Origin of the sequence: Streptomyces sp. NPDC058955 (assembly GCF_042741435.1) — a bacterium.
Classification (GTDB): domain Bacteria; phylum Actinomycetota; class Actinomycetes; order Streptomycetales; family Streptomycetaceae; genus Streptomyces.
The window spans coordinates 37573-51396 of record NZ_JBHYKM010000051.1 but is presented as its reverse complement, the minus strand read 5'-3'; the positions used below and the strand labels follow the sequence as shown (position 1 = coordinate 51396).

Here is a 13824-nt window from a genome sequence, read left to right as displayed (position 1 = left end):
GCTTGCCATCTTTTTCGGTCTCATGCCCCTGATGTGACTCCGCACCCACGACCACGCCTGGCGCCCGACCGACCACGAAGGCATCACCTTGTTCACCGACGCCGACACCGACGCATCGGACGCCGACACCGAGCCCGCCCCCGCCGCCGAGGCGGCACCGGCGGACGCCGAGGCGACCAGCGACGTCGGCGTCCGTGGCGGCCTCGCGTCGCATCTCCTCGGGGCGTACCGGGCTGCCGGGGAGGTGCTGCGGGGCGAGGGGCTGGACGGGGCGCGGGCTCGGGTGTATCTCGTGGTCGACCGGTCCGGGTCGATGCGCGGGTACTTCAAGGACGGGTCCGTGCAGCGGCTCGCCGAGCAGGCCGTGGCGCTGGCCGCGCACCTGGACGAGGACGCGACGGTCACGACCGTGTTCTTCTCGACCGACGTCGACGGGGTCGTCGACCTGACCCCCGCCGACCTCACCCCCACCCGCGTCGAGGAGATCAACGCCGGTCTCGGCCGCCTCGGCCGCACGAACTACCACCGTGCCGTCGAGGAGGTCCTGGCCCACCACGAGAAGCACGAGAAGGCGGACGAGGCCCGCCCCGCGCTGGTGATCTTCCAGACGGACGGCCCGCCCGAGTCCCGTACCGCCGCGAACCAGGCCCTGGCCGAGGCGGCCGGCCGGCCGGTCCACTGGCGCTTCACCGCCTGGGGCGAGGAGGACGGCAAGGGCTTCGACTACCTGCGGAAGCTCACCGCCGACCGTACGGCCACCCACTTCGCGGGCCCGACGCCGGTCGAGACGCCGCACGAGGAGTTCTACCGGGGGATCCTCACCGGTCTCACACTCTGAGCACTCTGAACCCGACCTTCCGCCCCCTGCTTATCGATGTGAGTGGATCTTCGTAAGGCCGTTAGGATTTCGACCATGGCGGCCACTGGATCCGAGAAGCAGGGGGCGAAGGCGTTCTACGTCACGACCCCCATCTACTACGTCAACGACGCTCCTCACCTGGGCCACGCCTACACGACCGTCGCAGGCGACGTGCTCACGCGCTGGCACCGTCAGCGCGGCGAGAAGGTGTGGTTCCTCACCGGCACGGACGAGCACGGTCAGAAGATCATGCGCACGGCCGAGGCGAACAACGTCACGCCCCAGGCCTGGTGCGACAAGCTCGTCGAGGAGGCGTGGAAGCCCCTCTGGGAGCACCTCGACATCGCGAACGACGACTTCATCCGCACCACGCAGAAGCGTCACACGGACCGCGTCCAGGAGTTCGTGCAGGACCTGTACGACAAGGACGAGATCTACAAGGGCGGCTACGAGGGCCCGTACTGCGTCGGCTGTGAGGAGTTCAAGCTCCCGGGCGATCTCATCGAGGCCGAGGACGGCACCAAGCTGTGCTCCGTCCACAAGAAGCCGGTGGAGATCCTCAAGGAGGAGAACTACTTCTTCAAGCTGAGCGAGTACGGCCCGAAGCTGCTGGAGTTCTACGAGGCGAACCCGGGCTTCATCCAGCCGGAGTCGGCCCGCAACGAGGTCGTGAACTTCGTGAAGCAGGGCCTGGAGGACCTCTCCATCTCGCGCTCGACCTTCGACTGGGGCATCCCGGTCCCGTGGGACAGCGAGCACGTGATCTACGTGTGGATCGACGCGCTGCTGAACTACGCGACGGCGGTCGGCTACAACGAGAACCCGGAGAAGTTCGACGAGACCTTCCCGGCGAACGTCCACCTGATCGGCAAGGACATCCTCCGCTTCCACGCGGTGATCTGGCCGGCCATGCTGATGGCGCAGGGCCTCCCGGTGCCCGGGAAGGTCGCGGCCAACGGCTGGCTGATGGTCGGCGGCGAGAAGATGTCGAAGTCGAACCTGACCGGCATCAAGCCGCAGGACCTGACCTCGCACTTCGGCGTGGACGCCTACCGCTGGTACTTCCTGCGCGCGATCGCGTTCGGCCAGGACGGCTCGTTCTCGTGGGAGGACTTCTCCGCCCGCTACACCTCCGAGCTGGCCAACGACTACGGCAACCTCGCCTCCCGCGTGGCGGCGATGGTCGGCAAGTACTTCGGCGGCGAGCTGCCGGCCTCGACGGCCGACGGCGACGCCGAGAAGGCGGTCCAGGAGGGCCTGGCGAAGGCGGTCGCGACCGCCGACGCCAAGATCGGCGAGGAGCTGGACTTCCAGGGCGGCATCCTGGCGGTCTTCGACTTCGTGAAGCAGGTCAACGGCTACATCACGGAGCAGGAGCCGTGGAAGGTGGCCAAGGACGAGTCGGAGGAGGGCCGGGCCCGCCTGGCGACGATCCTCTACACGGCCGCCGAGTCGCTGCGCGCCGCCGCCGTCCTGCTCAACCCGGTCATGCCGGAGTCGTCCCAGAAGCTGTGGGACTCCCTCGGCGCCGAGCCCGTGCTCGGCGCGCTGGCCGCCCAGCCGGTGCAGGACGCGGCCCGCTGGGGCCAGCTCCCGGCCGGCGCGACGGTGACGAAGGGCGCGGTGCTCTTCCCGCGCCTGGAGGACCCGAAGAAGGACTGACGTCCGCCCGTACGCGAGCCCGTACGCGACCGAAGGCCGCCGCCCCTGGCAGAACAGGGGCCGGCGGCCTTCGCCGTACGCCTCACACCATGACGAGCGCGGCGGCCGCGGGCGCCAGGTACATCAGCGGGAAGCCCACGTGTCCGTACGCCCGCGCCCGTACGACGGTGATCGCCGCGCCCGCGAAGTACAGCACGAGCCCGATCGCCGCGAGGGTCCCGATCACCGGCACCCAGAACCCGACGACGAGCCCCGCGGCCCCGGCCAGCTTCAGCAGCCCGAGCGTGTTCCACCACGCGCGCGGCACCCCGTACGCGGCCAGCGGCTCGACGACGAACTTCGCCCGGAGGAGCACCGAGGCTCCCGAGAAGCCGGCCATGAAGGCGGCGAGGGCGGTGACGACGGTGGCGGTGGTGGACATCGGGACTCCTCCGGCTGCGGGCCCCGGGAGGGGCCGTACACCCCCATGACGGAGCCCGCCCCGTCGATGTGACGGGGCGGGCGGGGACCACGTGGTGACGGGGCCGAGGGGGGAGGTCAGAAGAGCAGCTCGCCGTCGGGGTAGCTGTAGCCGACCTGGACGCGCGGCGCGTAGTACGCGGCGCCGTCGCCCTTGTAGTACCAGAGGCCGCCGGTGGCGTCGCGGCCGATCAGGTCGGCCTTGCCGTCGCCGTTGGTGTCGCCGGGGGCGACGAGCGCGGTGTAGATCTGCCAGCCGGTGCCGATCTGGGTGCGGGGGGCGTAGGAGCCGGCGCCGTCGCCCTTGTAGAACCACAGGCCGCCGGTGGCGTCGCGGCCGATCAGGTCGGCCTTGCCGTCGCCGTCGAAGTCGCCGGGGGCGAGCAGGCTGTCGAACATCTGCCAGCCGGAGCCGATCTGCTTGCGGGCTCCGTAGCCGTGGGCGCCGTCGCCCGGGTACAGCCAGAGCGCGCCGGCGGTGTCGCGGCCGATCAGGTCGCGCTTGCCGTCGCCGTCGAAGTCGCCGGGGGCGAGGAGCACGTCGTTGCCCTGCCAGCCGGTGCCGGCCTGGACGCGGGTGGAGCCGGAGTAGCTGCCGGTGGCCGGGTCGGCCGGGTAGCGCCACAGGGTGCCGGAGCCGTCGACGGCGACGACGGTGGTGCCGTCCTGGGCGACCTTGCTCATCATGCCCCAGCCGACGCCGACCTTGCAGGGCGCGGCGAGCTTGCCGTCGGTGCGCCCGGCGTAGCGGTAGAGGGCGCCGCTCGCGTCGCGGCGGAAGAGGCCGTCGGTGGCGCCGGCGGGGCCGCAGTCGGCCCAGGTGGCGGCGGCGCGGATCATGTCGTGGTCGGAGGCGTCGACGACCCGGGGCAGGACGTCGCCCTTGACGTTCTTGAAGTGGGCGCCGGACAGGAAGATGTAGTCGATCTTCCGGCGGCTGGTGCCGAAGGTGGTCTCGCCGCTGCGGCAGCGGGTCGCGCCGGCGGTGGTGCAGGCGGACGTGAAGTAGTCCTTGTCGGTCTCGTCGGCCTCCAGGAAGCTGCCGGTCCCGCCGTTGCCGGGCTGGTAGAAGGTTCCGGCCATGGTGGAGCCGGGGGTGTCGTTGAAGTCGCCGCCGAGGACGACGGGGAGGCCCTGCTCCTGCCAGGCGGCGGCCTGGGAGGCGAGGATCTCGGCCTCCCGGTTGCGGAGGGTGGGGTCGGTGTCCCAGTAGAGGTGCACGGAGCAGGCCCAGTTGGCGCGCCCCTGGGTGTAGCTCTTGATGCAGGGGGACTTGATGGGTTCCTTCTCGACGGGTCCGCCCTCGATTCCGGCGGTGAGGTCGAGGACCTTGCGCTCGGTGACGGTCCCCTTGACGAAGAGGGCCATGCCGTAGTCGCCCACGGTGCCGGCCGGGCCCTTGGCGCACAGCCCGGAGCCGGTGTTGAGCTGGACGGTGGTGGTGTAGAGCCCCTCGAAGCCCTTGGGCGCGAGGTCGGCCGCGAGCTTGTCGTACTGGTAGCGGCAGACCTCCTGGAGGAAGATCTGGTCGGCGCCCCAGACGGAGGCGTTGGTCTGGTCGAGGATGGTCGCGTACTTCGCCGCGTCCGTGTAGCCGAGCGCGTCGGTGCAGGGGCTGCCGCTGCCGCACATGTTGTAGCTGACGAAGCGGAGGGCGGGCGCGGTGCCGGCGGTGACGGTGTCGGCCTGGGCGGTCGGGGTGCCGAGGGCGAGGGCGGCGGCCGCGCTGCCGAGGAGGGCCCCGGCCGCGCCGAGTGCCTTGCGCAGTCTCATCGTTGACTCCTGGTGGGAAGGGTGGTCGGGGGCCGGCCGGTCACCAGCTGGTGCCGATCTGGGTGCGGGAGCCGCCGTTGTAGTTCGGGCCGGCGTAGCGGTAGAGGTTGCCGGTCGCGGTCTCGACGGCGAGGAGGTCCGGGACGCCGTCGCCGGTGACGTCGCCGACGCCGGTGACGTTCGACATGGCGTCCCAGTTGACGCCGAGCTTCACGCGCGAACCGCCGTTGTAGTTCGGGCCGGAGTAGCGGTAGAGGTCGCCGGTGGACTTCTCGACCGCGAGGAGGTCGGTGACGCCGTCGCCGGTGAGGTCGCCGACGGAGGCGAGGGCGGACATCGAGTTCCAGGCGACGCCGATCTTCACGCGGGCGGCGCCGCCGGTGAAGTGCGGGCCGGCGTACCGGTAGAGGTCGCCGGTGGCCTTCTCGACGGCGACGAGGTCGGGGACGCCGTCGCCGGTCTGGTCGCCGACGCCGGTGACGTTGGCCATCGCGTCCCAGTTGGTGCCGACCTTGACCCGCGAGCCGCCGTTGTAGGTCGGGCCGGAGTAGCGGTACAGGTCGCCGGTGGTGGCCTCGACGGCGAGGATGTCGGCCTTGCCGTCGCCGGTCTGGTCGCCGACGCCGACGAGGTCGCTCATGCCGTTCCAGCCGAAGCCGAGCTTGGTCCGGGCGCCCATGCCGACGTAGCCGGGTCCGTCGTAGCGGTAGAGGTCGCCGGTCTTGACCTCGACGGCGACGATGTCGGGGACGCCGTCGCCGCTGAGGTCGCCGACGGAGGTGAGGTGGGCCATCTTCGTCTGCGGGGCGGCCGGTTCGGAGGGGTACGGCTCGGCCGGGTCGGAGCCGAGTCCGGCCCGGGGACCGCAGACGGGCCAGGCGCCCTCGCCTTGGGTGGCGAGGACCTTCTCGCCGATGCGGATCTGCTGCTCCTTGGTCGCCTGGTGGGGGTACTCGGCGTACTGCCGGCCGCCGAAGGCGTCCCAGGTGGACTTCAGGAACTGCAGGCCGCCGTAGTACGGGTGGCCGGACCGGTAGTAGCTCCAGTCGCCGCCGGCCTCGCACTGCGCGACCTCGTCCCAGGTGGCGACGGAGGCGGCCGAGGCGGGCGGGGCGGCGAGCAGCCCGAGGGCGAGGGCGGCGAGCGGGAGGGCGGCGAGGGCGGTGCGCGGGGACGGGCGGCGGCGCTTGCGGGGGCTCATGGGGTTCCTCTGGGGGCGGTGCGGGAGGGAGGGAGGAGGTCGGCCCGGCCGGCGGCGTACGGGGCCGCCGGCCGGGCGCGCGGTCTACCAGCCGGAGCCGATCTCGACGGCCGAGCCGCCGTTGAAGGACGGGCCCGAGTAGCGGTAGAGCTTCTGCGTGTCGGAGCGGACGGCGATGAGGTCCGGCACGCTGTCGCCCGTGATGTCGCCGACGGCGGTGATGTTGGTCATCGCGTCCCAGTTGGTGCCGATCTGGATGCGGGTGCCGCCGTTGTAGTTGGGGCCGGAGTAGCGGTAGAGGTTGCCGGTGGAGCGCTCGACCGCGACGATCTCCGCGATGCCGTCGCCGGTGAGGTCGCCGACGCCGACGAGGGTGGACATCCCGTTCCAGGCGTTGCCGATCTGCACGCGGCTGCCGCCGTTGTAGTTGGGCCCCGAGTAGCGGTAGAGGTCGCCGGTGGCCTTCTCGACCGCGATGATCTCCGGGATCCCGTCGCCGGTGAGGTCGCCGACGCCGGTGAGGGTGTTCATGGAGTCCCAGTTGGAGCCGATCTTCACCCGGGAGCCGCCGTTGTAGTTCGGGCCGGGGTAGCGGTAGAGGTCGCCGGTGGCCTTCTCGACGGCGATGATGTCGGCGACGCCGTCGCCGGTCACGTCCCCGGTCCCGACGATGGTGGACATGGTGTTCCAGCCGTTGCCGATCTTCGTGCGGGCGGCCATGCCGACGTAGCCGGGGCCGTTGTAGCGGTAGAGGTCACCGGTCGAGGACTCGACGGCGATGATGTCGGTGACGCCGTCGCCGGTGAGGTCGCCCACGGCGGTCAGGTTGGTCATGCCCTTGTCGACCGGGGCGTCCACGATCCGCTTGTAACGCAGCGCCTTGTAGTCGCCGTTCGGGTGTGAGTCGAAGGTGGCGGCGTTGATGGACATGCCGGTGACGTGCTTCACCGGGGTCGAACCGAAGGAGTAGTAGGAGAACTTGGTCTTGGCCGTGTCCTCCCACCGGTCGAAGAGGATGACGTGGTCGTAGTAGCTGTTGAGGATGTCGCCCGGCTTGAGGTCGCTGCGCGGGATCTCGTACACGTCCGAACTGTTGCCGAAGCCCTGCGTGCTGAGGCTGGTCGTCAGGTGCCAGGCCATCGACACGTACCCGGAGCAGTCGGTGCGGTAGTACTTGCCGTCGGAGTCGGGGTACGAGCCGCCCTGGTTGTACGGGATGGACTTGCCGAGCCAGTACTTGGCGCGCTCGATGACTTCTTCGCGGGTGATCGAGCCGCCGACCGAGGACTCGGCCAGGGTCGTGGTGACCGCCGTCGTGGCGGCGAGGCCGGCCGGGGCGGCGGCCTGGGCGGGCGTGGTGACGCCGAGGACGACGGCGGCGAGCGCGGCGGCGGAGGCGACGGAGAGGACGCGGGCACGGGTGTTCATCAGGGCTCCTGGGGGTGGGAAGAGAAAGAAACTTGAAGTGGGCATGACAGCGCAGGGGTCGGCATGCACCGGGGGAGAGAAAGGTCCGGGGGTTACGGCAGCACCGACAGCGCGGGCGGCTCTGGTGGCTCTGGTGGCTCTGGTGGCTCTGGTGGCTCTGGTGGCTCTGGTGGCTCTAGCGGGCGATGCCGCCGCTGAATCCGTGCCGGGCGAACGGCTCCCTGACGCGCTCCAGCAGCGCTTCGGCGGACCGGAGGGCGGTCTCGTCCGTGGCCGCCTTCAGGAAGAGGACGACGTCCAGGCCGCCGGGAAGGGGGCGGATCCGGACGTGCTCCAGACCGTCGGCGGGGACGGCGTGCGCCCACAGCAGGTCGTGGATCAGGCTGGGGAGCGCGGCGAGACCGGGGACTCCCGCCTGTCCTGTCAGCAGGACACGGACCATGCGCATGGGAGGCTCTCAGGACAGCGGTGGGGGGAGGGGCGGGGCGTCGTCCGGGTCAGTCCCAGCCGATGGTGTCGGAGGAGTCCGCGAGCAGCGTCCCGCCCGTCGGCGCCGCGTCCCAGCCGATGGTGTCGGAGGGAGCCGCGACCGTCCCGCCGGCGGGGGCGGAGTCCCAGCCGATGGTCTCCCCGGTGGCGAAGCCGGCGAGGGCGAGGACGAGAGCGGCGGCGGCGAGGGAGCGACGGGCGGTCGTGAACACGGGGTTTCCTCTCGGGCGGGGCACCACGGGCGGCGCGGGATCGAAGCGGAGCTACTCCTGGGGGAGTCGGTCCGTCGTCTCCGGGCGGCTCCCTTTCGGTGACACCATCCTGTTCGCCCGCCAGGCCCGGGAGAAGGGCTTCCCGGCGTCACCAAAGTGCCTGGCACCAAGGTGCCGCACCCCGCCGCCCACCGGGTGGCCGCGACATGGCGCCGAGGTGACGTACTTGCCCTCCCGGGGCCCGTTCCCCCCGGTCGGACAGCTGATCCGAAGCCCGCCACGCCCTAAAATGAGGCTCCTTGGGGTGCCACTGGGGGGTGGAGCATGCAGGACACACATGGCCTTGAGCTGCTCGGACTCGGATCGGACCAGGAAGCGGTCTACCGGAGTCTGCTGAACGGCGCTTCCGACCACGGTCCGGACGGCGGCGCGTACGGCGTCGACCGGCTGGCCGCACGGCTCGGCATCACGGAGAGCCGGGTACGGGAGTGCCTGGACGACCTGGTCGACCTGGAGCTGCTGCGGCCCTCGCGGGACACGCCCGGCATGCTCCGCGCGGTCAGCCCGGAGACCGGCTTCGACTCGATCCTGCGCCGCCAGGAGGCCGAACTCCTGCGCCGCCAGCAGGAACTGGCCCGCAGCAAGGAGGCGGTCGCCCGTACCGTCGCCGCGTACGCCGCCGACCGGCCCACCACCGGCCTGGACGGCGCCGAACGGCTCGTCGGCCTCGACGCCATCCAGTCCCGCCTGGAGAGCCTCGCCCGCGACCTCACCGACGAGTGCTGCTCCATCGAACCCGGTGGCGCCCAGTCCCCGGCGAGCCTCGCCGCGGCCCGCCCCCTGGACGAGCGCGCCCTCGCCCGGGGCGTGACCCTGCGGACGATCTACCAGGACAGCGCCCGCAACGACCCGGCGACCTTCGCGTACGCCCGCTGGCACACCGAGAACGGCGGCCAGATCCGCACCTGTCCGGAGACCCCGCCGCGGATGCTCGTCTTCGACCGCCGCGTCGCCGTCGTCCCCATCGACCCGGCCAACACCCGCCTCGGCGCGCTCTGCACCAGCGCCCCCGGCATCGTCACGCCGCTCCTCGCCCTCTTCGAGCAGACCTGGGAGATGGCCGTCCCGCTCGGCGCCGACCACCGCGCCGACCACGACGGCCCCGACGGCCTCTCCCCCACCGAACGCGGCCTCCTGAAGCTCCTGGCCTCCGGCATGACCGACGAGGCCGCGGGCAAGCGCCTCGGCGTCTCCCTGCGGACGGTACGCCGCCAGATGGCCGCCCTGATGGAACGCCTCGACGCGACGAGCCGCTTCGAGGCGGGCCTCAAAGCGGCCCAGCGCGGCTGGCTCTGACGTACGGCCAGATCCCGCTGCAGGTCTCCCCGTTGGCCCCGGTGCCGTCGGCGCCCCCTCTGGAAGACCGGTCGCCCATGGATGAGGTCCAGGTCGTCGTCGCCCACTCCGAACGCGCGACCCTGCGCGTCGGCGACGTGTTTCTGAAGGTGGACGCCGACCAGGCGCGTATCGACGTCGAGGTCGAGGCGATGTCCCGCGCGCCGGTCCCCACCCCGGCGGTCCTGTGGCGCAAGCCGCCCGTGCTCGCGATCGCCGCACTCCCGGGGGCGGCGCTCGGACGCCTCGGCGGTCCGGCGACCGGGTCGCCGGCGGCATGGGCAGCGGCGGGCGCGGCCATCCGCAAGCTGCACGACGCGCCGCCGCCCGCCTGGCCCGGCCGGTCCGGCCGGAGCACCGTCGCGCTGGCGGCGGAACTCGACGAGGAGTGCGCGTTGCTCGTGGCGAGAGGTCTCCTGCCCGCCGACCTGGTCGCCCGCAACCGCCAGGTGGCCCAGGCCGCGCTCCGGCCGTGGACCCCGGCGTTCACACACGGCGACCTGCAGATCGCGCATGTCTTCGTCGACGGCGACGAGGTGACGGGCGTCATCGACTGGTCCGAGGCGGGCCGGGGCGATGCCCTGTACGACCTCGCCACCTTCACGCTCGGACACGAGGAGCACCTCGACGACGTCCTCGCCGGCTATGGCACCGGCGTCGACCTCGACGTGATCCGCGCCTGGTGGTCACTGCGAAGCCTGCTGGCGGTCCGCTGGCTGACCGACCACGGCTTCGACCCCTTCGCATCGGGCTGCGAGGTCGACGTACTGCGCTCCCACATGTGAGACCCCACGGCCCGCCGAAGCACCGACCACCGCCCTGACCTGGACGTTTCCCCCTCCCCCCCGGAGCCCGGCCGACCGGGCTCCGGTGGACCGGACGCCTGTGGCGCGGGTGGCAAAAAGCCAAAGAACCGGGCGCAAGAACTCCCACCCACCCACCCTCGCGCGGGCGTGGGAGCGCGGTCACTCACGAGAGTGAATATGCCAACTGATGGCGTTTCGCGGCAGGTTGGAGGGACTACGCTCAGCGACATCCCAACCGAGCGCAGAAATGCGTCGGCCCCCGCCGGGATTGCCGTCCCAGTGCGAGGGCCTACCAACCAGGAAGCAACACCTTCCCGATGGATACCCAGCAGCGTAGTCGGCGCCGGCCCCCCACGTCCCGCCCATCCGCCAAGAACCACTCTTCCCAGCGTACTTCCGGCGGAGTGTGCCACGAGCGGGTCCGCCTCACCCGCAACTTCACGGTCCTGGACAACGCCCTCATCCAGCACGCGACGCTGGGCGGCGCGGCCATCGCCATCGCCTGCTACATCGCCTCGCAGCCCGAGGGCACCCGGGTGGACATCCGGACCCTCGCCGACAAGCTCCACTTCGGCAGGACGACCGTGTCGAGGGCCCTGAACGCCCTGGAAGCCCATGGCTACCTGCGCCGCACGGTGGTCCGCACCCCCGACGGCCGCGTCCGCACCCACACGGTCTTCTGCCACAAGCCGTCGCAGGACGAGGCACCGCCCCGGAAGCCTCCACACAGGAAACCCCCGAAGCCGACCGCACCCCCCACTCCCCCCACTCCCCCCACCCCCAAACCCGCGGGCCGCCGCCCCCTCCCACCCGTCCCCCGCCCCGGCTTCCCGGCCCGCGAACTCCTCCGCAGCGCCCTCCACGTCCTCCTCGACCTACGAAAGGCGGACCCCCGCCTGTACGTCTCCGAGGCCGACGCCGACCACCTCGCCCCAGGCGTCGCGGCCTGGCTGGAACGCGACGCCGCACCCGAGACCATCCACCACGCCCTGACGGCCAACCTCCCCCAGGGCCCCCTCACCCACCCCGCCGCCCTCCTCGCCCACCGCCTGACCACCCACCTCCCCCCAGCACCCCCACCCCTCCAAGCCCACCCCCCACTCCCCCCACCCGACCTCATCTGGCTCTGCGACGCCTGCGACGTCACCTTCAAGGCCCTGACCCCGACCTGCCCCTCCTGCGGCACCGCTGACGCCACCCCCTCCACCAGCCCCGTCCCCCGTTGCTGACGGAAACCGCCGCATGACAGCATGGCCGAGGTGAAGGACCACGGGGAGAAGACAGCAGTACCTCAGCAGCACTCCAGATTCGCCGACTTGACAGACTCTGCCCCTCTGCGGCCAGCCGGATTCCCGCCCCGGAGCGGAAAGCGACCGACCCGGCTGCCGCGGCACAGCGTGAGTTTGCCCATTTGCTCGGCGAATTCCGACGGACCTCGGTACTGGTGGCGGTCGATCTGGCAGAAGCAGGGGGAACGGGGGAGCAGTGAGCGGCAACGAGCCTGATCTCGCCGCGCCGGCGGCGGCGTTGGCGGCGATGGCGAAGGGCATCGACCTGGCCCATGCGGAGGGCACCCCCACGGAACTGGTCGACGAATCCCGTGAGTTGGCCTGGCACACCCGCGCCACCCTCTGGGGCACCACCACCTGGAACAAGTCCGCCACCACCTACACCCCCTCCGCTTCCCGGGCCGGTACTACGACCCCGAATCCGGCCCATTTGGGAATCCCCATGTCTCAGCATCCGATGGAGATCGAGAGAGTTCCCATGACCGATCGAGACGGCGATCGGATCTTGGATGACAATCACGACTACGTCATGACTCGCCCATACATATGTGATTACTGACTGGACTGACACATGAAATGGACCTCTCTCCTCGCCGACCCCAAAGGAATTGAGGGTGTTTACGGGGGCGATGTTCCGGACCTCAGAGGCGTCTCCCTCCATGACATCGAACTGTCCCGTGAAGGGCCGGCGTTGAACCTCCGGTTCGATATGCCGTCCTTCCCGAGGCGACCTCCGACGAAGTGGACGACACAAGGATTCAATACAGTCCAGGTGACTCTGAGCCTGACTGGACTGGGAACCATCTCGTTCAACGGGTTCACATCGAACCCCTTGGCAGACATCTCCCTACACCCCCAGGACGGGATCACCCTCGAAATCAGTTCCACTGCAGTCCAGTTGCGCGCGACGGCAGATATGGCATACATCCGCCGACTTTCTGCCTACGCCTTGGCGGCTGACTGAGCCACGCTCCAAGACATTCCGGCTCCAGTCGGGGAGCACGGGAGACGCGGAGGTCTGTGTGGTTTTGGTGTCCGAAATGCGAGCAGGGTGGATCGTGCTGTGCCGAGTCGTCGACACGACGGTGGTGCTCCAGGTGTGCAGGGAGTGCGACACGGTGTGGGAGCACGAGGAACCGTCCGGCGCTCCGCCCTTCGTGATCCTCGAGCAGTACCTGGAGGCACTCGGCAGGCCGCCGCTGTGGGCGGAGCGGGAGCGGTGGGATGAGTGAGCGGTTCGAGCTGGCGCTGAAGGCGCTCGGGCGGGTGGGGGCTTTGCGGTGGATCCGGCTCAGCGGCGGTCCGCATCCCCAGTACGCGTACCTGCAAGTCCCCTTTTTGGGATGGGGGTTCGTGGAACCGAGCGCGGAGCGGCTGCGGATCGCCACGCGGGCCGTCGAAGCGGCGTCGACCTTGATGGAATGGCGTATCGACGCCTCACGGCGGAACTGGGTCCTTGGTCCGTCCCGTCTGCTGGTGGGAGTTGATGGCTTCGTCGCCTCGGAGGGCTTTCGTGATCGGGAGGCCACGTTGCTGCGTGATCAGGAACTCTGCCGTCACGCCCTCATGGACCTCGATGCGATTCTGCGGAGCTTGCACGGAATCGATCTCGAGGAGGGGCGGCCACACCGGTGAATCGCAAGGAAGCGACGGGCCTGACCGTCTCGGGTGCGACCGCGCCCGAGAGAGGCGCTGGAGGAGTTGGGTGAGGGTGCGAGGGGGCGGCGTGGTCGTCGAGGTGATCCCTGCCGGGGAGCGGCTGGAGTTGGTGCCGTTGGAGGTCTCGCACGCCGAGGAGATGGTGGGGGTGCTGGGGGATCCGGCGCTGCACCGGTTCATCGGAGGGGCGCCGGAGGGGCTTGAGGAGTTGCGGGCGCGGTATGTGCGGTGGGCGGCCGGGGCGCCGGAGCCGGGGACCAGCTGGTGCAACTGGGTCGTGCGGGAGCGGGACGGCGGGCGGCTCGTCGGGACCGTGCAGGCCACCGTGGCCGGCGGTGTCGCCGAGGTCGCCTGGGTCGTCGGGACCGCCTGGCAGGGGCGCGGTTACGCCTCCGAGGCCGCCCGCGCGCTCGTCGGGTGGCTGCGGCCCCGGGTCCGTACCGTCGTCGCCCACGTCCACCCCGACCACGCCGCCTCGGCCGCCGTCGCCCGCGCCGCCGGGCTCGTACCGACCGGTGAGGTGCACGACGGGGAGGTGCGGTGGGTCGCGGGATGAGGGCGGCGCGCGAACGGGGCGGCGACGCTCCGTTCG

16 protein-coding genes are annotated in these 13824 nt (G+C 70.9%); 10 read left to right on the top strand and 6 right to left on the bottom strand.

Translation table 11 applies throughout. The features are described from left to right. Nucleotides 1-88 precede the first annotated feature (88 nt). Nucleotides 89-838 (top strand): VWA domain-containing protein, encoded by a 750-nt coding sequence (locus ACFW1I_RS20685; RefSeq protein WP_384671913.1) that lies wholly within the window; start codon nt 89-91, stop codon nt 836-838. Nucleotides 839-913: 75 nt separating this feature from the next. Further along, on the top strand, nt 914-2521 hold the full coding sequence (gene metG / locus ACFW1I_RS20680; RefSeq protein ID WP_384671911.1) for a methionine--tRNA ligase: 1608 nt from the start codon (nt 914-916) through the stop codon (nt 2519-2521). A gap of 82 nt (nt 2522-2603) precedes the next feature. Here metG and ACFW1I_RS20675 read toward each other — a convergent pair whose 3' ends face one another. From ACFW1I_RS20675 to ACFW1I_RS20650, 6 genes are all read right to left on the bottom strand, one after another. Then, nucleotides 2604-2942, bottom strand: a complete 339-nt coding sequence (locus ACFW1I_RS20675; RefSeq protein ID WP_384671908.1) for a DoxX family protein — start codon at nt 2940-2942, stop codon at nt 2604-2606. 116 nt (nt 2943-3058) lie between these two features. Then, on the bottom strand, nt 3059-4753 hold the full coding sequence (locus tag ACFW1I_RS20670; RefSeq protein WP_384671906.1) for an FG-GAP-like repeat-containing protein: 1695 nt from the start codon (nt 4751-4753) through the stop codon (nt 3059-3061). 40 nt (nt 4754-4793) lie between these two features. After that, nucleotides 4794-5954, bottom strand: coding sequence for a transglycosylase family protein (locus ACFW1I_RS20665; protein WP_384671904.1), 1161 nt, complete (start codon nt 5952-5954; stop codon nt 4794-4796). Nucleotides 5955-6038: 84 nt separating this feature from the next. Next, nucleotides 6039-7382, bottom strand: a complete 1344-nt coding sequence (locus ACFW1I_RS20660; RefSeq protein WP_384671902.1) for an FG-GAP-like repeat-containing protein — start codon at nt 7380-7382, stop codon at nt 6039-6041. Nucleotides 7383-7557: 175 nt separating this feature from the next. Beyond that, nucleotides 7558-7830 (bottom strand): hypothetical protein, encoded by a 273-nt coding sequence (locus ACFW1I_RS20655; RefSeq protein ID WP_384671900.1) that lies wholly within the window; start codon nt 7828-7830, stop codon nt 7558-7560. Between the two features lie 49 nt (nt 7831-7879). Continuing rightward, nucleotides 7880-8083 (bottom strand): hypothetical protein, encoded by a 204-nt coding sequence (locus ACFW1I_RS20650; RefSeq protein WP_384671898.1) that lies wholly within the window; start codon nt 8081-8083, stop codon nt 7880-7882. Nucleotides 8084-8407: 324 nt separating this feature from the next. On the opposite strand from ACFW1I_RS20650, the gene ACFW1I_RS20645 reads away from it, so the two are divergent. The 8 genes from ACFW1I_RS20645 (at nt 8408) to ACFW1I_RS20610 (ending at nt 13788) form a co-directional block, all read left to right on the top strand. Beyond that, nucleotides 8408-9439, top strand: coding sequence for a LuxR C-terminal-related transcriptional regulator (locus ACFW1I_RS20645; protein WP_384671895.1), 1032 nt, complete (start codon nt 8408-8410; stop codon nt 9437-9439). 77 nt (nt 9440-9516) lie between these two features. Further along, a complete protein-coding gene (locus tag ACFW1I_RS20640; RefSeq protein ID WP_384671893.1) occupies nt 9517-10263 on the top strand; it encodes a phosphotransferase family protein in 747 nt (248 codons plus the stop codon). 425 nt (nt 10264-10688) lie between these two features. Further along, on the top strand, nt 10689-11513 hold the full coding sequence (locus tag ACFW1I_RS20635; RefSeq protein ID WP_384671891.1) for a MarR family transcriptional regulator: 825 nt from the start codon (nt 10689-10691) through the stop codon (nt 11511-11513). A 256-nt stretch (nt 11514-11769) separates the two neighbouring features. Next, a complete protein-coding gene (locus ACFW1I_RS20630; protein ID WP_384671915.1) occupies nt 11770-12132 on the top strand; it encodes a hypothetical protein in 363 nt (120 codons plus the stop codon). Nucleotides 12133-12144: 12 nt separating this feature from the next. Beyond that, nucleotides 12145-12537, top strand: coding sequence for an Imm50 family immunity protein (locus ACFW1I_RS20625; RefSeq protein ID WP_384671890.1), 393 nt, complete (start codon nt 12145-12147; stop codon nt 12535-12537). 76 nt (nt 12538-12613) lie between these two features. Beyond that, nucleotides 12614-12805, top strand: a complete 192-nt coding sequence (locus tag ACFW1I_RS20620) for a hypothetical protein (RefSeq protein ID WP_384671888.1) — start codon at nt 12614-12616, stop codon at nt 12803-12805. Continuing rightward, complete coding sequence (locus tag ACFW1I_RS20615) at nt 12798-13208, top strand: hypothetical protein (protein WP_384671885.1); 411 nt, start codon at nt 12798-12800, stop codon at nt 13206-13208. The genes ACFW1I_RS20620 and ACFW1I_RS20615 overlap by 8 nt, the downstream gene beginning before the upstream one ends. Nucleotides 13209-13278: 70 nt before the next feature. Then, a complete protein-coding gene (locus tag ACFW1I_RS20610) occupies nt 13279-13788 on the top strand; it encodes a GNAT family N-acetyltransferase (RefSeq protein WP_384671883.1) in 510 nt (169 codons plus the stop codon). Nucleotides 13789-13824 lie beyond the last annotated feature (36 nt).